The sequence below is a fragment of the Paenibacillus qinlingensis genome, from assembly GCF_013204845.1.
Taxonomy (GTDB): domain Bacteria; phylum Bacillota; class Bacilli; order Paenibacillales; family NBRC-103111; genus Paenibacillus_E; species Paenibacillus_E qinlingensis.
Genome location: NZ_JABMKY010000003.1, coordinates 624,671 through 645,314, shown reverse-complemented (window position 1 = coordinate 645,314; position 20,644 = coordinate 624,671). Strand labels below are relative to the sequence as shown.

Sequence of the window (20,644 nt, the reverse complement as noted above, 5' to 3'; positions counted from 1 at the left end):
AAGAAAGGCTTCAAAGTTGCTGTCAAAACGGTTGGACGCATCATGAAAGAGAAGAGTTTACGCTCACAAACTGTAGCGAAATTCAAAGTACAAACAACCGATTCCAATCATAGTCACCCGATTGCTCCTAATTGGCTGAATCAGCATTTTGATGTGTGCACAAGACCGAATCAAGTATGGGTAACCGACATCACGTACATCCATACACGTCAAGGAAACCTTTATTTAGCAAGCGTTCTTGATTTGTTTACGCGTAAAATCGTAGGCTGGCAACTCGGCAATCGCATGACTGTGGAACTAACGCTGGATGCTTTAAGACAGGCCTATGAAGCTAAAAAACCAGCTAAAGGCCTTATCCATCACTCAGACCGCGGTTCACAGTATGCAGCCACTGAATACCGTAAACAGCTGAAAGAATACCATATGATTCGCAGTATGAGCCGTAAAGGTAACTGCTACGATAATGCATGTATAGAGGCTTTTCACAGCATCCTCAAGCGGGAATTAGTGTACAGGTATAAATTTCAAAGCCGCCAAGAAGCACATCAACGAATTTATTGGTACATTGAGTTTTTCTACAACCGGAAGCGTACACACAGCAAGCTCGGCTATTTGTCTCCAGACAAATTTGAATCGCAGTTTTACAAGCAAACAAAACTGATTTCTTAGCTCATTTTTTGTGTCCACTCTATTGACTCAGATACAACGTTCCCTTCAAATAAGTAATTAATAGCACCATGTATAAAAAGAGGTCCCTTTCGCCCACCCTAAGACGTAAGGGAGGTGAAAGAGACATGGCAAAAGACGTAATGTGTGAAGTGAACTCCTGCAAATTCTGGGCTACTGAGAACAAATGCAAAGCTAGCTCGATTTCAATCGTGAGCCACCACGGTAGTAATCAAGCGCGCAATTCGGAAGAAACAGATTGTAAAACATTCGAATCTAAGGTTTAAATCTGTTTATACACATTGAGACTACAAGTTGAGTTTAAAAGATAATCTAAAAGAGAGTTTGAAAAGAGGCCTTCGGGCCTCTTTTTATGTTTCTACGTCTATTGTAACCAATAATGATAATTATTATCAGTCATTTGAGAAGAGATTTTCAAGTGGACAGATTTTCAATTGAAGAGAGCTGTTAGTGAGTAGAGAGATTTTCAAGCTCCTCCACATCTTGTGTTGGAGCTTGGCATGCAAAATTCTCACAGACATACGCCGTTGCTCGCCCACCTAGCGGCAGCTTATCTTGAACCAGCGGAATTAGCTGGCGCACCTCTTCGCCTGCCGTGCCCGGCGGGTGAAGAACCACCAGCGCATTCGGCAGGTACTGCCGCTGCACCTTGCGCAGCATGTGCTGCGTTTCGGGCTGCGCCGGGTCGCCGGCGATCACGATTTCGCTGGCTGCGCCATAAGCGAAATCAAGCGCGGCCAGCGTTAGCGCATGGCCCGGCGGGTACTTGCTGACAGCTCCGGCGAATGCCTGGAGCTGCTCTTCCGCTGCCTGCGACAGCTTCGCGTCGTAGGTCAGCTTGGACAGCCGCAGCATGTTGAGCGCGGCTGCTCCATTCCCCGACGGCATCGCGCCGTCGTAGATCTCTTTGGGGCGGGTGAGCAGCTGCTCGGCATCGCTGCCGTAGAAGAAGAGCCCGCCCTTCTCTTCGTCACCGAAGAGACGAAGCATCTCTGCGTTCAGCTGGACCGCTTCACGGAGAAAGCGCAGCTCGAACGTGGTCTCGTACAGCTCGATCAATCCCCATACGAGGAACGCGTAGTCGTCCACGTAGCCCAGGAACGCCGCTTCGCCATCGCGATAGCGAGCGAGCAAGCGCCCATCTTCGCGGCGCAGCTCGCGAAGCAGGAAGTCCGCGGCCTTCGTTGCGGCGGCCGCGTATTCAGGCTTGTCCAAGGCGCGTGCCGCCTTGGACAGCGCTGCAATCATCAGACCGTTCCACGCGGTCAGAATCTTATCATCCTTGCCCGGATGAATCCGTTGTTCGCGATGCGCGAACAACTTGACGCGGGCAGCCTCCAACCGCTGCTTCAGCTCATCCAGCGGAATTTGCTTCCGCCTTGCCACAGACGCCAGCGTCGTGTCGCGTAGATTCGGGATATTTTTACCCTCAAAATTCCCCGACTCCGTCAAACCGTAGATCTCGCTATAGAGATCTCCCTCATCAATGCCTAACACGTCCTCCACTTCGTCCATCGTCCAGACGTAGAACTTGCCTTCCTCGCCTTCCGAATCGGCATCTTCGGCAGAATAGAATGCGCCGCCTTCATCCGTCATATCGCGAAGAACATAGGTAATAATGTGTTCAGCAACCTCGGCATACTGATCTTTCCCTGTCACCTGATAAGCCTCAATATACGTCATCACCAGTAGTGCGTTATCATACAGCATTTTCTCAAAATGCGGTACTAACCACTCGGCATCAACCGAATATCTGGCGAATCCAAACCCAACATGATCATAAATACCCCCGCGATGCATTGCGTCTAACGTTTTTTCAACCATTTCCAGTGCCTGCTCATTACCCGTTTTCTTGTAGTATCTTAATAGAAACGACAAATTATGGGCGGTTGGAAACTTTGGAAACGAACCAAACCCACCGTGTTCAGCATCATAATTGGACGCATATAAGTGAAATGCCTCATGTAGCGTTTCTTCTGACAGCATGCCGCCAGTTTGATTTTCTAGTAACCTCTGATTCGTTTCCGTAGTCACTTGCTCTCCAAGCTCGCGAACTCGCTCCGGATCATCCTTCCACTTTCCTGCAAGCTGTGCAATGATCTCAACCATACCTGCTCGATTATATTTGCGGCTCCGTGGAAAATAAGTCCCTGCAAAAAACGGCTTTTTCTCAGGTGTTAGAAACACCGTCAGCGGCCAGCCACCTTGTCCGGTCATCGCCTGACACACCGCCATGTAGATGTGATCGATGTCGGGGCGCTCTTCACGGTCTACTTTGATCGAGATGAAATCTTTATTTAACATATTGGCTATGATTGCATCTTCGAACGATTCGTGTGACATGACATGGCACCAATGACAGGTAGAATATCCGATAGATAAGAACACAGGCTTATTCTCCTGTTTCGCTTTATCAAAAGCTTCCTCGGACCATGGAAACCAATCGACAGGGTTGTATGCGTGTTGCAACAAGTAAGGAGACTTTTCCTTGGCTAATCTATTGGGGTTGTTGTGAGTTGTCATGGGATAACAGCTCCTTCGTTGTTGAAAAATATGGATGTTAATGTGCTCTGTTCAGCATACAAAAGAAAGATAATAAATGATACGCTAGCAGTCGAGATCATTCTCCTTACACACCTACGGAATCGAAATCCAAGCACGCTGATTCTGCCATTTCACTTCTACTGAAGTCTCAAAGAAGGATGACAGACTGTTACTTGTCAGCACTTCGCGCGTATCTCCTTGTGCAAACACTCCGCCACGACGAATAAGTAATGTTTGACCAAACACCGGAAGAATTTCCTCAATATGATGGGTAACAAATATCAACGTCGGAGCATCCGGTCCCACGGCCAGCTCGCTTATACTGGCTAATAAGGCTTCTCTGGATAGGAAATCCAGACCGTTCGTAGCTTCATCCAAAATAAGCAGCTTTGGTGATGCCATTAATGCTCTGGCAATGAGCAGTTTTTGCTTCTCTCCCTGCGAGCAGGATTGATAAGTGCGATCATACAAATGCAGACAAGACAACCGCTGCATAAATCCTCTTGCACGTTCGAAATCTTCCTCAGTGGGCTTATCGTATAACCCGATAGACGCGTGTTTGCCACTGATAACTACGTGCTGTGTTTTATCTGAAGCATACAACTTTTCCTGCAACGAGGAACTGACCCAACCGATCGATTTGCGCAATTCCCTTATATCAACGCTGCCAAAAGGATGCCCCAAGACAGATAGTTGCCCCTTCGTTGGCCATATGTAACCATTAATCATATTGAGCAGTGTTGTTTTACCTGAACCGTTAAGTCCAAGTATGGCCCAATGCTCTCCTTTGGCAACCAGCCAATTAATATCATCCAGAATGATCTTGTTGTCCCTAGTCCACCCTATTTTATTCATTTCAATCACTTGTGTCATTTGGTGATCTCTCCTTTCCAAACTGTATTCATCGTATCATCAGATGTTTGTTGAGACAAGAAAGAAATCCTAGGTAATCTCATTTCTGTCCGTTTATCTTAAATTCGGATTATCATTTCGGATTGAACTTGTATACAATTTGTTTAGTAGGTCAAGTTTACCATACGAAATGGATACAAAAATAGAAGCAGCGAATATTTTCGCCGCCTCCATGTATTCGCCGTTATCAATTTAAGTACCTTTCAAGTTCCCCGTATTTCGAATCGACGTTGAAACCTCCAAATCAATTTTCAGATTTGCAAAATACTGAGATCGCCAATCCTCTAATTGCTGCCGTGTTAATTCATGTCGGAAATATTGACCTACCCCAAGAACATCTGCTCCTCCGAGCCTTATTTTCTCAAATAACTTTTCAAATCTTTCAACCACCAGCTTACTGAGTTCATCTTTAATCATTACTTGCGTTATTCCCCCTCTTGTATCGAGGATGATTACCTTTAATTTTAGCTTACTCGTCAATAAAGGTTCATTATGCAAGAACGAACTACGATGGCTAAGCTTGTTACTTACAATTTGAACCGTAGCCTTACCCGTCACTTCGATTTTCCCCTGCGTTTGTTTCCCATTAAATACATTGATAAGTAAGGTTTCTTCATTCGTGAGTCGCCCCACCATTTTGCCATTCTTGATGATTGCCGATCCCGTGCTTTCAAGAACCGTTGTATTTCCTGATTTTATAATAGGGATAACAACATCATTCGTAAACGAATGGATGCTCCGAAATATTTTCCACGTTTGTGTGTAGGCAATCTCAGGACTTAAGCCACAGTTTCTTTGAAAAAAATCATAAATCATAGTCCCATCAGTTGACGTTTGATCCATTTTCCGAAAAAAACGTTCTGGCGATTCATCGCAGATCACGAATAATGTTTTCGGGGAAACATGTCTAGATCGGATGAGGCTAGCAACACCATCATTTAAACCGTGTTTGGCAAATTCTTTATCGACGACAATGATTTTTAAATGGAGAAGATCGATTTCACTTTCCATGTTCATGCTAATATGATCAATAATTTCATTAATGGTGTCCCCACTCTCCGAAACAACTTCGATGGCATCCTTCACACTTACTTTTGGAATATCAAGAAAAACGGTATATTTGCCTTGACTATATGAAACACCCATAGCAATCGGCAAAGAACGATGATTAATATCCTTGTTGTCCCAACATCCGCTAAGGATAAAAAGCAATAATGTGGCAACGATCCATTTCAACATAAGCATCACATCAACTTTCTCTGACTCGTCTATGATGTCGGTACCCTAAAATGAAAACAATGGTTGGTATGACAAGAGAAACATATAACCGAAGAAATGAATTCCACTGCAGGAGCTTCTCAACATCCTCCCACTCCGGAATACATAGGCAAATGAGTAACACTACAATTGCGATGGCAGGCAGCAAATAGGGATTCGGTATTTGTTGTACTTTAGTCCTAATTAAGCTGGCAATTTGCCATAAGGTTATCGCAATAAAAAGCATGACAAACGCAATAAGGCTCAATAGAAAAAATATCGTTATCCGGTCAAACATCAGCCAGTTTATCTCTATTGTATCTATTGTAAAAATGAAAGGGAACACGAGTTGCCGTGCGGTCTCTTCACCTAATGTCAGAATCGGAATATAAACGGAAACTAGAAAGAATAGGAGTACTACTACGCTGCTGATATAGATGGTTTTGGGCTTAAACGTCAAAGCGGAAGGAATAAACCCCAAAAATAAAAATCCACCTGCAAATGCAAATAAGCTTTTATAGTAGGACAAGCGGGTTAGAAATGAAAATATCTTCGTGGGATCTTTTGGGATAAGTGGAAGTGCATAATACATATCAACGTTTTGGAAGGCAGAGAACATGACGAAAAGCATTGGCGGAAGAAATAAGATTCCTAATAGAATCCCCGCCCTCAAGAGCGCTTTGATTCCTCCATGCATAATCATAAATACAGGTATCCCCAACAATACACACATGAGGATCCAGATTGGTGTATCCGCAAGAATCACAATCGAAATGATTTCCGCATACGCCCTTATCGTAATCACAATAACCAGTGACAAATATAGAAAAACTGGAAATAGCGTCATCCAAGCAATAACTTTACTCTTGTTGATCAATATTTGAAGGATGTTTAGGTTGCCATAATAACTTAGTCCTTTCAGATAAACAAAAACGATGATGACATGGATGATATACCCTGCCAGAATAGGTGCCCAATGTGCTTCCTGTGTACTTGCTATGATATCTGTTGGATATACAAAGAATATCAACCCTAGATGCGTAATGATATAAACGACGGCAACCTGCAAGTTTTTGAACATCTCATTCACCTTTTGGATATTTCAATTGCAAATACGGAATACCAAGCGATTTTACGCCTGCTAAATAGGAGCATATTATGACAATCCCGAACAAAAGTCCAAGTACGCCAAAAATGGCAGAAAGAATTAATAATACATATTTAAACAATCGTATCGTGAGTGCATTTTGATATCCGACGACCGTCGCGTTTGAAATTGTGGTAGCCGCCAATACAATGATGAGTAAGCTGCTTACGAGTTTCGCCTCTACAACTGCTTGTCCGAGTACAATCCCCCCTACCATGGTAAGTGTCGGTCCAATACTTGGGGGAAGGCGAATAATGGCCTCCAATATTAATTCCAATACAAACAACAATAATAAGGTCTCTACGATGGCTGGATAGGGTACATCTACACGACTTCTTGCGATGGAATGTGCCAGTTCAAACCGTAACACATCCGGATTAACTGATACTAATGCAACGTACAAGCCAGGGATTATGAGGGTTATTAGCGCACCTAGAATGCGAATGAAGCTTAGCATCACAGCAAACACTCGCGGATGATTGGAATCATCTGCTATCACAAACAAATCTGAAACAAGGCTCGGTAATACCAATGCAAAGGGCAATCGCTCAATGAAAAGTACCGCTCTACCATTTTTCAAAGCTCGGGCTGCGCTCTGTGGCAGTTCCGTAGTATTGTAACGGGTAACCAGTGTAAAGTCTGAGAATCCAAACATTCTGGATAGTTCTTGCACATTACTAATATCCTTATGTAAATTTGACTCGATTGCATTGATGATAGATCTAAGGAGTGTAGGATCAATCGTTGTATGCAAATAGGACAAAATCACGCAATTCTTGGTTACTTCCCCAAATCGATACGTCGCAATCTGCAAATCGCTTGAATTGATATGCTTTCGAAGCAAGCCTACATTGGTCCCAATATCCTCGTTAAAAGCGCTGCTTGACCCTCTAACAACATTTTCTGTTAAAGGCACTGCTACTGAACGGTTGATTGGCTGTGCAACCGGAATGATGCTAATATAAGTGCCAGATGGCTCATGAATAGCTAAGAGCATGCCATCTAATATTTCAGTGATGATCTCGTCTAGTGTACAATCGGAAACATTGTGACCAATACCTTTCAGCCTATCTTGTGTTGTGTGATCTACGTCATCACTTGTGTGTAGCTGTTCGCGCACCATAGTAAGAGATTGCGGGAAATTAACAAGCGTCCTTAATCCTAGTAAGGTTATTGGCTCACTACTTATCCATAGTTGGCGCGAAATATACTCCCTGTCTTCTTCAAAGTGATATTTCAAGCTGGACATGATAGACAATTCGTATCCTCCCTTCCATTTATGCTAATAGTTCTCAAGTAGTATTTGCATACTTCTCACTTGTTAATCATCATAAAAAAAAGGTACAGATCCTCAATAACTGAGATCTGTACCTTATAGCTAGACATCAAATTCCAACTGTTTCTTCGCCAACGTAATAAACTCCAACGGATTCGGAACTTCCTTAGCAGAATACTCAATCGCGCCCATCTTCAAAATAAGCTCAACTCGGTATTTCTCCCTGTACTCATTCCTATTACGCTCCTCCACGCTATTCCTCAATCGATCAATTACGATAGAAGCCCCAGGTCGATCTGTGAATAACAGCATGCCCCACATGGGATTTTCCTTATTAAGCAAATAGAGGGAATCATTTGTACGTATGCTAGTTTGACTCATCTGTGATAGATCAAGTACGGCCTCCATCAGTTGCTCTTCCCCGATAATACGCCGTATTTCATCCCAGTATTTCACGCTGAAAACCAGAAGTGTTAAAGGGATGTTATAGCGAACCGACAGCGCCATGAAGATGGTAGCATCGGATTGAAATGAAAAAGTATTCTTTAAACTCGTTTTGGCATCTACCGTTGCAAGAGATTTGTTGGCCTTCTGCAATTGTTCATTTTCCAACTGAAGCTGGCGATTTCCATAAGTAAGAAGCCATGTTGAGATCGTAAACAGTGGCGTCATGATGAGCCAGAAATAGTTCTGGGGTCCAACTACTCCCCCGACAACCACCGTTTGATACAACGTGAATGTTCCATAACCGAAGATGAACAGGATATTCAAAATCAATCCCGTTGTCACATTTGTAAAGTAGGTCACAATCGCAATTAAGAATGCGAGGTTCAAGAAAATAATATTTTGGATATAGAGATTAGGATTTCCCGCGGTAAATACAATACATACAAAACAGACAATAATCAGGAAAATAAATGCGCCATCTGAAACCATATTGCTTTGTAAACGCCTCATCCTCGATCCCTCCGCTTCTCTCGGTATTTACGAATGAGCAGGATAAGCGAGAGAATAACCAATAAAGCAACAAGAACAACGGCTACCATGAAACCCAGCAAATCTTTACGATCCATGACATCACTCAATACCGTAGATGGCTCCGTCGTCGTTATTTTCTTAAAACGAAAAGCATTGATTTGCCCGTCAATGTCGGTAACAGCTCCATCGCCGAATACTTTCCACAATGTACCTTCCGAGCCGATAAGTTTAGAGGCCAGATAAACGTACTCCGAACTGCTTCCTGTGACAGCTAGCAGCCCGAAGCCGTTGCCATAAGGTGAATCTATCAATTGCAACGAACCAATGCGTGTACCATAATTTGCTTCAATACTCATTTTTTCATTAGAGACAAAGCCTGTACCACTTTTATCATATTTAAAATATAACTTGTCGTTATTATTACGGATAACTTGATTATTCTGGTAACTACCAATGGTGATGATCTCGCGGTTTTTTAATTGTGAAGCCGCGACATTATCTTGATAAAAAAGTACTTCCCCTGTATTGGTCTGCGCATAACGCCCTAATAAATTAAAAATGTTCGAAATCGTTTGATATACATATGTATCATGCTGTTTAGGCAGTACGACCGCCAACTGATTATAGCTGCCATCTCTCAGAAATGGATAAGGGTAATTGTTAAACAGCATATCCGCTTTATCTTTGGTATTTAACTGTAACATGGAATCCTTATCTACAAACGCCCATGGCATTTGATCTTGATTCTCAATACAGCCTGCATTTTTGAGTTCCAAATCGAAGGCTACTTTTACTGTGAAATTCCCGCTAATATTCAGTGTTTTGGGGATAGCAATATCAATATGATCATTGTCTGCGAGCTCCATAGACAAGCGCTTGCTACCAATCGGTGTATCATTGATAAGGAGCGTAACCATAGATCGATCGAAATCTAGATTTTTCGCGTAACGATACTTAACGCTCAGCTTGCTCGCGTCGGCGATCGAACGGTTACCTGGAAGTGAAATGAAATACGCCTTCTCGCGATGGCGATCACCAACAATCTTATCTCCTGTTTCTGTTAACGTCATGTTACGGCTAATACTCACTGTAGGGGATTCTACCTCTGTTGTGGCATCGACTACTTTGGTATCGGTGTCCAATTGACTCAGCAATGACTGATTACCTATGAATCGTCCCGCTTTCACCAGTAAAGCGGTATCCGTTGAAGTGACTACCAAGGTCGGTTTTCCCGCAAAGGTGACCAATTTAATTAAGGCCTTGCTATCCAGATCATTCGCCGGAATCGTTGATTTCACTTCTTCAGGTAGATCGTTATAGAAGGAGATGAGTATTATAGCCTGCTTAGTTTTCATACTATCAGCACTATAAGCAGCAATTGGAATGCCCTTATCGGAAATAGGATTCACCTTAGCGAATCCAGAAAGCGCGTAGGTTGCCGACTCAAGCACGGCTAAGTTACTTTCCCCTTCAGTGACAAGGATTGCATTCAGACCCTCTTTGATCGTATCCAGCCCGATAAAATGTTCATTGAAATCCCCGATATTCTTTTGAATGGCCGTGTTTGCATAATTCACAGAAATACGGGAGGTTTTGGCAATTTGCAACCAATTATCTCGCGTAGCCGTTGGCAAGCAAGCATTGACTGCGAGCGGCAAAGTTGTTTCGAAATTCCCTTGAATCGTTAGCGTATTCACGCCTTTCACGAGATACGAAACGGGAACAAGGACGGTCAACTGTTGTTGTTTCGTTTCTTGAATAAGCGGACGAAAGGAGTGGAATGGCACTCCATTTATCGATAACGTTACACTCGATCGTTCATTCTGCAGGAGTTTAGAAATCTCATAATCGAGATGAACTTCAACACTTGTTACGTTCCAATAATCTTCAATCTGAAAGTATTGCTGCGTATAAGTCACGCCTCCCAGCAACGACGTGTCTGCAAAATTAGTTTGGTATTGTTTATTCGCAGTTGTTGAAAGCTCTTCCGCCCACGCTGAGGAGCTGACCGCAGTAAACAGAGATAATAGACAAACGGTCGAAATCAACAGCCATCGTTTCTTCATAAATGTCTCCCCAATCTAATACCTTTCGGTTTTATACCATTTAGCTTCTCGCTTGAAAACCAAATCCTTCAAATATGCGTACATGCCATAAGCTGCAACTACCATCCACATCTGGCAGTAAGATACGTACATGAGCATAATAATCCATACATTAGAAAGCTTCATTTCACCTTTTTCTGTGACAAGTGTTATAAACGTGCCTACAATGAATAGAATAATGGCCAGCCCCCACAAGAAAGAGCTAAAACTAGCAATGGTTGTACTTACATAACCCAAAGCATGCAGGATGAGTAGTAAATCGGACATGACAAGCGAGGTTAGCAACAACACATAGATGGAGAGATAGTATAAAATATCAAAATGAATGTTTCGTGCTGATCGTTTGAACAGTAAGGGGATGTTTTTGACGATGACATAAATATTTCCCTTCGCCCACCTTGTTCGCTGCTTAAACCAAACCTTGACTGTTTGGGGCTCTTGCTCCCAAGTGACTGACTTCGGTTGGAACTTAATTTTGTATCCCATTAAGTAGATGCGGAAGCTAATTTCCGTATCCTCTGCAATTGCCTTCACATCCCAGCCACCCATTTGCTCGATGATTGAACGCCGAACAATAAAATTCGTGCCTGGAATCGTACACAGTTTGAATAACTTCCATCTTCCTGCTTGTGCCATCCACTGGAATGATAAGGTTTCAACATTAATAAACCGAGTCAAGAGGCTTGCATCACGATTACGTGTTCGAAATTTTCCAATGACAGCGCCTAAGGTTGCATCATGTGTAATTTCCGATACGAGATACGTTAATGCCGTTTTCTCCGGGGTATTGTCAGCATCATAGATCGCAATAAGTTCTCCCTTGCTCTGTTTAAACCCTAGATTCAAAGCGTTGGACTTCCCTTTGCCACCAATTACATTATCGGTATTCAAGATGATCAGATTGCGCCCGGGATACCTGGCTTGGAGATTCCCCAAAAGCACACTACTATTATCAGAGGAATTATCATTAATGACAATAATCTCATAGCGATCATGCGGATACGATAGTGCGAGTAAGGATTCCACTGTCTTTGTAATGACCTTTGCCTCATTGTGTGCAGGTACCATAATGCTAACAAAGGGAGGCTCACCCTCTAGAGGTGCAACAGGTTTGTTCTCGATTTGAATATAGTACAAGTAGCCTGCAACGATCAGAATCACATTAACCAATAAAAGTGACCATATACAGAAGACGGAGATTAGCATCAATATATCTGCAATTGTCATAATGACCTCTCCTGATGGGTAAATTTTCGTTTGTACAAACGATATCCAATAATGAGAAATACCATAAAAACAAGCAACGTTCCTAAAATAAGAACAATGAAAATATTATTTTGCACCGAAAATAAGGTCGTAAAACTCTTCTTTACTTCTTGCACATAGATATGATCAGAGTCGATCTCGGCGACCTTATTGTTTAAGGCGATAGGTTCTCCATTGATTTGCAAGTGGCCCCTGTGCGAGGATAATACGTTCTTTTCCGTCCGCACAATATGCTCCCCATTTTTATAATCGGCAAATGTCGTCCAACTTGTTAGTAAAGTGTCCAGTGTTGCTTCCAATTCTTGGCGATCTTCAGGAAAGGGATAGATGAATGCGGTATCCATTGGTAAGGAATTAAGTGTTTTATTCGATTTCATATATGTGTTTAAATCTTTACCATTGATTGTATACATCGCGGATTGGAACACACTTGAATTGTTTCTTTGCGTATGATATCTGATATTACGATTGTCATAAAGAATGCCTGAATCAAAAATAGACAAGCCATGCTCTGAATAATGTTGATCATATGTCCAATATAATTCGGAACCAATACCTAGTGGAACAACCTGGTATTCTGCTAAGGCATCGAGAAAAGAACTCAACTGCAGGTTTAATCCGGCAATATCTGGGCTAATTGTAGAAGCAACTACCGGTGCATTCACTACGATACTTCCGTTTCTCGATTGAATATGCTTCAGTGTCTCCAAATATCGTTGCATCGCAGGAAATTGGAAATTGCTAAATACTGGTTGCACACTTGCAATGAATGGTATACCGGCATTATATAAACGATCTGCTGCTTCATTAAGTAAATCCAGATCTGAGAAAGGATAGATTTCATTTAGCAAAACATAATTCTGCCCTATCTTACTTAGATGTAACCAATCCTTCAATACATAGGATGCTGCCAGTTCACTTAGATTCCCTTTTACCATGTATGGGATAAAAGCGTTGTTACCTTGAATGACCCCATAAGGATAGCTAGCTTTCCCATTATCAAAAACAATAGTGCCATAAGGGGTCCCCTTGTACTTTGCCATATACGAGATATTCGTTGCCATTATTGAATCTTGTGTGAGTTGATCAATTGTAATTTTTAGCGTATCTGTAGCTTGCTTTTGTACCTCTATTCCCATTTCTTGTCGAACTTGTTGTGGGAGTTGATACCCGATATGCATATAATCCCCAAAGTAGCTATTCATATCACGGTTAAATATTTCAGGTGAATGTGAAACATCTTCCAAATTACTAATGTTAATAACTTTATTGAATTTGTTAATCATTCCTGCTTCATATTTATCATAAGAAGTTATTGTTACTTGAGCATTTAACGATGCCAGGATACGTTGTATAGCGTCTATATTACCTTCAAACGGTGTTCCTTTAGCTAAGCTATCGTACACAATTAACACCGGCACTGTCTCCGCTTGATTGGCAGAAATTATTTTGGGAAAGCATAGAAAAAGTAGTAGATTACATAATAGCAATATCGAAGTGCCTGCTTTGTATCGATTAAACATACTCACATCCCCCTCTCCCCGCGATATCAACCAAGCAAAACTAAGTTTCTTGGCTCCATAGCCTTTTGGAAATGAGATCAATAATGGTAATCAAAGACACGAGATCAAAAATTAATGTGAATAAAAATTCATGTTTGGCAAGATCCGCATCTCCAGCACCAATGATAGAGACGAAAATTCCTGAAAGCCCAATCCCTATTAACATCAATATTAACGGCAACCTGATTGCATTTCTCCATGAACGTGACCTAATCGCGGAAATAAATGAAGGCATGTAAAGTCCAAGAATAGTTAAAATCCATAGTAAAACAAAACCAAACGTTTTGGGTGCAATAGCTTTCTTTAATAAACTGTAGCCCGAGAAGAACATTGTTTGTTCTCCAAATGGCTTGCCCGCAATGCGTTCATAATTCCCCATTGCGTTTGGACGGATACTGAAACCATCACGTGCAGCTAAGTTCAACATCTGACCAGCTTGGTTAGGATGTGTTATATAATAGGTCAAAATGGAGACGAAACCATATTTACTATAGAACTGATCCTGTAGAATATCAGACTCCACATTTACAGTCGTGTAGGCATCGAAGTATTCCGTTTCATTCAATATCGCGTATTGCTTATCGATGTCAAAGCTCTTTAAGGTCTTCTCTGGATCCACTGCACCCATAAGGACACCGCGCGTCATGGCATGGTATTTGTTAATATTGACAAACTCCTTCGGAATGAGCACATACGTGCCAACACCAACACCTAACAAGGCGATGAGTAAAATCGTAGTTATTATGCGATATAGGGCATTCTTCCGTATATAAATGAAAAAGACACCAATCGGTGCAGCAATCATACCAACAGGCGCATTTTGCTGTTTGCTAGCCGTCAAAATCATGGCACTAAGGATAAATAATATCATCATAAGGTAATCATTATATCTTTTCCGATAAAGTAAAAATCCAAAAGAAACCATATAAACACTCATAATAAGCACTACACTCTCACCATAAAAAGAACTAAAATATGCCGTATATCCAGTGTCGCCTAGTATAAAAATAACGATTGCAGCCATTACATAGCCTAGTTTCTTTGATACTTTCCAAGTCAAAGCTTCAACTAGTAAATAAATAGCTCCAACATATAACAATAAGTACATACCAGCTTGAAAACGAATATCAAAAGTATCTTCACGATAGAATAGTTGATTGATGAAAATTGCCGCTTTCATGAAAAATGTTTGAGTGGAAAATATAGAAGCACTATTCTCGTTAAAGTACTGAAAAATACCGAAGGTTTTAACAAAATAACCAAAGTATTGGCTTGTATAATCCGGATCTTTCACGTAAAGACCATTCAGAATTCGAGCATAATCCCCATTATCAGCCATTCCAATATAGGGGGGCGTAAATAGTGCGATCACAGTAATTACGAACACGACGATCGCAGCGAAAGCAGCTGGGGACACTTTGCGCAGCAACATTTGGATGAAACGATTGTTCCACATGTGATCGCACTCCTTTCTGATCAGTAGGTGTAAGCTAGAAGTGCCATTAAATTATCGAAAGAATAAGCTTGCGCAGCATTAATATCTCCAAAACCACCATGCAGCGGACTTTGTGCATCATGGATTTGAAATTCATTCATCTTAAGAATACTATCGGCATAAAGCTCTTGATCTTTGATAACTGATCCAATCATAGCTGATATCGCATAAATGGCAGTTGACCTTACCTCGTTCAGAGGTTTTCCATCCCGATCATACTGACCGTATAAGGTTCCAGCTTTGACCTGATCTTTGATATACCGGATACTCGCTGGCTGTTCCAACTTAACTTCAGCTAGGTTTAGAATCGTTAGTAACGATTCTACCGTGTTTATCTGTTCGGATTGATAGCCCTTCTTATCAAAATCGTAGCGAGTTTGGTAAAATGGAAATGAATCCGACAAATAACCTTCTTGCGCAATTTGCAGCATACTATCTTCAAGTTGCGCCTTCTTTTTGCGTGATAGCGGTATAAGATCCAGAGATGCTCCATCGATGTAGCACAAGGTTATAAATGAATTTGTCATTTTATAGGTTGGATCATAGAAGTCTCGCATTTGTCCATTCACAACATTGTATTGATAAAGTCGCTTTCCGTAACTCTGCGCTTCCTCTCTGTAATTCTTAGTCCCAAAAGCGACAGAAGCTTCATCGAGTGCTCGAATGATACGCAAATCATCTACAATTGCATTCATTGGATATTGTTTATTCCTTTGAGGACTGTACCGATAGCTGAATCCAAATGGTGTATCAAATACTTGTTTAGCTTGCTGCCACTGCTCATCAAACTTATCTTTCTGACCAGTGAGCGTATAATAACGCATAAGGAGACCCGCGGATTCACTTAGAACTTCATGACCAGAAGCAGCAGCACCTATTTGATCCGTATCCTTCAGATTTGTATAAATACCATGCTTACTTGTGAGCTTGTCCGTCATGAAACCCACTAATAAGTTGCGATTTTCCGTTACTTGCATGGTCTGACCAAACTGACTACTTAATTGCCGCTGCAATCTCGGCGCATCTCCAAACATAAAATTTATCACATAATAAATCACGTAGAGACTAATCAACCCGAGACTGATCAGTCCTAAATACCTGAAAATTTTCATGTATTCCGGCAGCTCCTAACACAATCATTTCCAGAAAAAACGTCGAATGGTATGATAAAAAGACTACACACTACATCTGAGGTGAAATCTCTTTATCTAGAAGTTGTATTGTGCACGAAATTAGCTTAGTTAGTTGTAGTTTATCACATGGAACTAACCGATCAAAAGGTAAATCCTCCCTAAAACAAGAAATATGTCGAAATAAAAAGAAGGATGTCATGAACTTTTCAAATTTAATCGAAGATTTAGAACCAGCCAATCTCGTAAGTTGTGTCATCAGCCACAGGGGTCAGATCATTTTCGAGCAGTACCGAGAACCCCTTCTCGCTGATACTGTCGCCAAAATCAATTCCTGTACCAAAAGCATCCTCTCTGCTCTCTGTTGTATCGCCATGGATCAAGGGTTATTGCCACTTTCAGCAACACCTGCATCCGTTTTTTTTCCACAGTTAGCGAAGGATAAAGCATCACCTAAAAGTGAAATAACACTGCTGCATTTATTAACAATGACTTCAGGCTTAGATTGGACAGAATTTGGTGGACAAAATTCGTTTCCCCGCATGACAAGGACGCCAAACTGGGTCAATTTCGTGTTAGATCAACCCTTATCCGATTTACCGGGTACGAAAATGTCTTATAATTCTGGAGGGTCCCAATTATTATCTGCGATTCTAGTCCAAGCCACTGGCATGTCAGTGGCTCGTTATGCCGAGTTAAGCCTATTCAAGCCACTTGGCATTGAATCGTATAGTTGGGAACAGGACCCTCAAGGCATTCATACGGGTGGCTTCGGATTGTCACTTCGCCCCATAGATATGCTCAAATTTGGCCAACTCTATCTGCAGCAAGGAAAATGGGGAAATACTCAACTTATTTCCCAAGAACTTGTCGCTCTTTCCACGCAACCTGCAGTACGTGCGGAGGCTCCTCGCCGCGGCAGTTATGGCTGGCATTGGTGGACAGACACTTACCCAGATCGAGCAGATAACGCCTCTTCCCTACAACCGCTAAATTATTTTAACGCGTATGGATTCGGTGGCCAGTGTATTTATATCCTTCCTTCTATTGAAACCGTTGTTGTATTAACCAATGACCAACGAAAAAAGAGCAAAATTCCTCTGCAAGTATTCCGTAAATCCGTGGCACCTCATCTGATGGAGCTAGTTGAATAAGAACTCTGGAATGGCTGATGCTTTGGGGGGCTGGGTACGTTTGATGAAGGGGTTCGTAGAGGATGATGAGTTTAACTAGTTTCCTTAGTTTGATAATATAAATAACTGGAAATTGTACAGCTAATCTAGCGATATCTACCCTAAATTTCAATATTAATGGAAAATATGTAGTTATTTCTCTCTCATTCGATCATTTCGTCAAATATGCTTGAATTTAAATGGATAAAATCCATTTATTACGAAAAAACAAGGGAGTTCCCACGAATTAACTGGAGGAAATACATCTTTTTACCTCAGAAATTAGAGGAAGAAAAACTCTGACTCTTATCAAATACGAAAAGGGTTTGGAGCAGTCTTCCCTGCTTCCAAACCCTTTTTATTATTCAATTAAAAATCATATTTTTCCCATAGAAGATCTCATCCATCTCCCATTTGACGCTTTTCTCGATTTCTAGCTGTTCTTCCGTGCTGAGCGTATCCTTGGAATAACCGAACAAATAATTGTTCAAATCAAACTCACGAAGCTTACATTTCGTATGGAAAATATTTTCTTGGTACACGTTCACATCGATCATCTGATATAAATCTTGAATTTCCTCAGGAATGTAATTTTGTATGGAGCTGATCTCATGATCAATGAATAGCTTGTGGCCGCTGATATCGCGCGTGAACCCTCTTACTCTATAATCCATCGTCAGGATATCATTATCGAAAGAACGAATAAGGAAATTCAATGCTTTAAGCGGCGATATTTCTCCACACGTTGAGACATCAATATCTGCTCGGAAGGTGCTAATTCCCTCATCCGGGTGATATTCAGGATACGTGTGGACGGTAATGTGACTCGTATTGAGATGCATAACCACCGCGTCTGGCAGCGGACCAGGCGATTCTTCGAATGATTCACTTGGTTCCTGTTCAATTGGACCTTCAGACACCAGCATAGTTACGCTAGCTCCTTGTGGAACATAATCCTGCTTCGCTATATTCAAGACGTGCGCCCCAATAATGTCGGCAACTGTGTTCAATAAAGCTGTCAAACGATCCGCATTATATTGCTTATCAATATAAGCTATGTAGGCTTCGCGCTCTTCTCTTGTTTTGGTGAAGCAGATATCGTACATATTAAAACTTAGCGATTTGGTTAAATTATTAAAGCCGTGCAGCGTGATCATCTGCTCCGAAGTTAATTTCAAGTAAATCCCCCCCTATGTGTAAACTATAAACTGCTTACACAAATATTAAACAGCTGCTACACATAGGATGGTATGTCGGAGTCGCTTTTATTCCATGCTAACAAATACATCATCTACGAGCATCGTCATAATCTTGATAGGTTTTACTCCAATATGCCTCATGTAACTCGTCTTTTGACAGTTCCAGGCTCGTCGATTTTCCTATTTGCAAAGCATGATAACGATAAGCATTGAAAAAATTTCTTTCCGCTGAGCTAATCGGACTTCCCTTATCGATAACTGATAGCCGCGTAAACCCAATGCCAACGAGAATAGAAACTGTTGACGCTACTAAGCGAGAGACCATATAAGAGGCAACGCCAGTCCACCCCGTCAATACGAAACCAATTGCCACGGCAATCAGCGTCGGGAGAAAAAGTCCATATATATGCGAAAACATAGCTCCTAACTGTAGAAATGGGAACAACACAATGCCACTAAATGTGAGTAAGATACCCACCGTCATAGCAAACAAGGTACATATTGCAATATTTGAAGGGCTTAACTGCAGCGCAAAGCACAAAATACCGGTGACAAAACCTAATGATGAAGTCATCACACTTATGGACTCCGTGGTTTTGAGAATGCTTGCCGGTTTGATTTCCGGGTACAATCTCGCCATAAGACCAAAGCTTGTTGGAACGTCCAGACTTATTTTGAGCCCCTGTGGCGTGTAAATAGCCATTCGATATCCCTCCTTTGCGCCACCATCCGTTAAGCTCTCTTCTTTCTCGTCACAACATCGAAAATAACCGCAATGGCCAATACTGCACCACGAATCATGTATTGATATGAAATCCCTATTCCCATGAGATTCATCCCACTCGATAAGGAAGCCATTACAATGGCGCCGATAATCGAACCCGTTACTTTACCAACGCCGCCTGCAGCGGAGACACCGCCAACATAAGCCGCAGCGATCGCGTCAAGCTCGAATAATGTTCCTGCCGTTGTTGTTGCAGATTGCAACCGCGCCGTAAAGAGGATCCCAGAAAGTGCTGAGAGCATGCCCATCGAACCGAATACGATATACGTGATCTTTTTCACGCTAATTCCGCTCAGATTTGCTGCCTCTGGATTACTGCCGACCGCATATATGTGTCTGCCAAGTACCGTTGAAGTCGTCAGGAAGTGGTACACAGCAACCACAATCATAACCACGATGACCGTCCAGGAAAATCCGTTATATCCGGCTAGAATCCATGTAATATAGGCAATGATCGCGGAAACGAAAATAACTTTCACGGTGAAAATGTTCGCAGAAACTACTTCAAAATTGTATTTCAACTTGTTATTTCGTTTTGAAAATTCACTATAAATGTACAGAATAATCATAACCGCTCCCAGAATTAAGGAGAGCAGATTTAATCCTCCTACCTTAGTAATAGCGGGGATGAAGCCGTTACCGATGGCATTAAAGTTCTCATCTTTCACAATGATCGTGCCCGTTTTCTCCGTTACACGCAACAGTGCCCCTCTGAAAATCAACATGCCCGCAAGTGAGGCTACGAAGGACGGAATACCGAACTGCGCAACCAATAACCCATTGAATAACCCTACAATGATACCGAGGACGAGAATGATTGGAATCGTGATATAGAAGGGAACACCAGCTTGTGAGAGGAGTACGGCAGCAATAGCGCCTAGAAACCCTGCCGCAAATCCAACGGATAAATCAATATGCCGGATGACAATGACAAGTGTCATGCCTACGGCTAGAACGGCAATATACCCCGTTGCGTCTATCAGATTACTTATATTTCGCGATGACATAAATAATCCATCTGTCATGATGGAGAACGTCAACATGATGATGAACAGGGCAATATACATCCCATATTCCCGAATATTCACTTTAATTAGCGATTTCGCTTCACTATAAAATTGCACGGGTCT

The 20,644-nt window shown here is 41.9% G+C and carries 17 protein-coding genes; 3 read left to right on the top strand and 14 right to left on the bottom strand.

The genetic code is table 11. The features are described 5' to 3' along the window. Both HQN88_RS09685 and HQN88_RS09680 read left to right on the top strand, forming a co-directional pair. Positions 1–669 (top strand): IS3 family transposase (locus tag HQN88_RS09685; protein ID WP_173110417.1); only part of this gene is annotated, 669 nt, incomplete at its 5' end. 125 nt (positions 670–794) lie between these two features. Continuing rightward, the gene (locus tag HQN88_RS09680) at positions 795–953 is read left to right on the top strand and encodes a DUF1540 domain-containing protein (RefSeq protein WP_173110415.1); all 159 of its coding nucleotides are present in this window, start codon (positions 795–797) and stop codon (positions 951–953) included. Between the two features lie 181 nt (positions 954–1,134). Here HQN88_RS09680 and HQN88_RS09675 read toward each other — a convergent pair whose 3' ends face one another. The 11 genes from HQN88_RS09675 to HQN88_RS09625 all read right to left on the bottom strand — a co-directional run bounded on the left by HQN88_RS09675 (position 1,135) and on the right by HQN88_RS09625 (position 16,341). Continuing rightward, a complete protein-coding gene (locus tag HQN88_RS09675; protein WP_173110413.1) occupies positions 1,135–3,210 on the bottom strand; it encodes a thioredoxin domain-containing protein in 2,076 nt (691 codons plus the stop codon). A gap of 114 nt (positions 3,211–3,324) precedes the next feature. Next, positions 3,325–4,104 (bottom strand): ABC transporter ATP-binding protein, encoded by a 780-nt coding sequence (locus HQN88_RS09670; protein ID WP_173110411.1) that lies wholly within the window; start codon positions 4,102–4,104, stop codon positions 3,325–3,327. Positions 4,105–4,335: 231 nt separating this feature from the next. Further along, on the bottom strand, positions 4,336–5,388 hold the full coding sequence (locus tag HQN88_RS09665) for a Ger(x)C family spore germination protein (protein ID WP_173110409.1): 1,053 nt from the start codon (positions 5,386–5,388) through the stop codon (positions 4,336–4,338). A 4-nt stretch (positions 5,389–5,392) separates the two neighbouring features. Then, positions 5,393–6,481, bottom strand: coding sequence for a GerAB/ArcD/ProY family transporter (locus tag HQN88_RS09660; RefSeq protein WP_173110407.1), 1,089 nt, complete (start codon positions 6,479–6,481; stop codon positions 5,393–5,395). Between the two features lies 1 nt (position 6,482). Further along, positions 6,483–7,796, bottom strand: a complete 1,314-nt coding sequence (locus HQN88_RS09655) for a spore germination protein (RefSeq protein WP_246320151.1) — start codon at positions 7,794–7,796, stop codon at positions 6,483–6,485. Positions 7,797–7,925: 129 nt separating this feature from the next. After that, the gene (locus HQN88_RS09650) at positions 7,926–8,780 is read right to left on the bottom strand and encodes a GGDEF domain-containing protein (RefSeq protein WP_173110403.1); all 855 of its coding nucleotides are present in this window, start codon (positions 8,778–8,780) and stop codon (positions 7,926–7,928) included. Next, positions 8,777–10,867 carry a cellulose biosynthesis cyclic di-GMP-binding regulatory protein BcsB gene (locus tag HQN88_RS09645; RefSeq protein WP_173110401.1) on the bottom strand — a complete coding sequence of 697 codons (2,091 nt, stop codon included), beginning with the start codon at positions 10,865–10,867 and terminating at the stop codon, positions 8,777–8,779. The genes HQN88_RS09650 and HQN88_RS09645 overlap by 4 nt, the downstream gene beginning before the upstream one ends. A gap of 15 nt (positions 10,868–10,882) precedes the next feature. After that, entirely contained in the window at positions 10,883–12,133 is a 1,251-nt protein-coding gene (locus tag HQN88_RS09640; protein WP_173110399.1) for a glycosyltransferase family 2 protein, read from the bottom strand. After that, complete coding sequence (locus HQN88_RS09635) at positions 12,130–13,695, bottom strand: hypothetical protein (RefSeq protein WP_173110397.1); 1,566 nt, start codon at positions 13,693–13,695, stop codon at positions 12,130–12,132. The genes HQN88_RS09640 and HQN88_RS09635 overlap by 4 nt, the downstream gene beginning before the upstream one ends. A 40-nt stretch (positions 13,696–13,735) precedes the next feature. After that, positions 13,736–15,190 (bottom strand): glycan biosynthesis hexose transferase WsfD, encoded by a 1,455-nt coding sequence (wsfD, locus tag HQN88_RS09630; RefSeq protein WP_173110395.1) that lies wholly within the window; start codon positions 15,188–15,190, stop codon positions 13,736–13,738. A gap of 20 nt (positions 15,191–15,210) precedes the next feature. Beyond that, complete coding sequence (locus HQN88_RS09625) at positions 15,211–16,341, bottom strand: hypothetical protein (RefSeq protein ID WP_173110393.1); 1,131 nt, start codon at positions 16,339–16,341, stop codon at positions 15,211–15,213. A gap of 218 nt (positions 16,342–16,559) precedes the next feature. Here HQN88_RS09625 and HQN88_RS09620 point away from each other — a divergent pair, with 218 nt between their 5' ends. Continuing rightward, entirely contained in the window at positions 16,560–17,513 is a 954-nt protein-coding gene (locus HQN88_RS09620) for a serine hydrolase domain-containing protein (RefSeq protein ID WP_173110391.1), read from the top strand. Between the two features lie 383 nt (positions 17,514–17,896). Here the strand turns inward: HQN88_RS09620 and speD are convergent, their stop codons facing one another. The 3 genes from speD to HQN88_RS09605 form a co-directional block, all read right to left on the bottom strand. Beyond that, on the bottom strand, positions 17,897–18,709 hold the full coding sequence (speD, locus tag HQN88_RS09615; RefSeq protein ID WP_173110389.1) for an adenosylmethionine decarboxylase: 813 nt from the start codon (positions 18,707–18,709) through the stop codon (positions 17,897–17,899). 109 nt (positions 18,710–18,818) lie between these two features. Further along, a complete protein-coding gene (locus HQN88_RS09610; protein WP_173110387.1) occupies positions 18,819–19,433 on the bottom strand; it encodes a hypothetical protein in 615 nt (204 codons plus the stop codon). 29 nt (positions 19,434–19,462) lie between these two features. After that, positions 19,463–20,638: a sugar ABC transporter permease gene (locus HQN88_RS09605; RefSeq protein WP_171630935.1), complete on the bottom strand. Its 1,176-nt coding sequence runs from the start codon at positions 20,636–20,638 to the stop codon at positions 19,463–19,465. Positions 20,639–20,644: the final 6 nt, after the last annotated feature.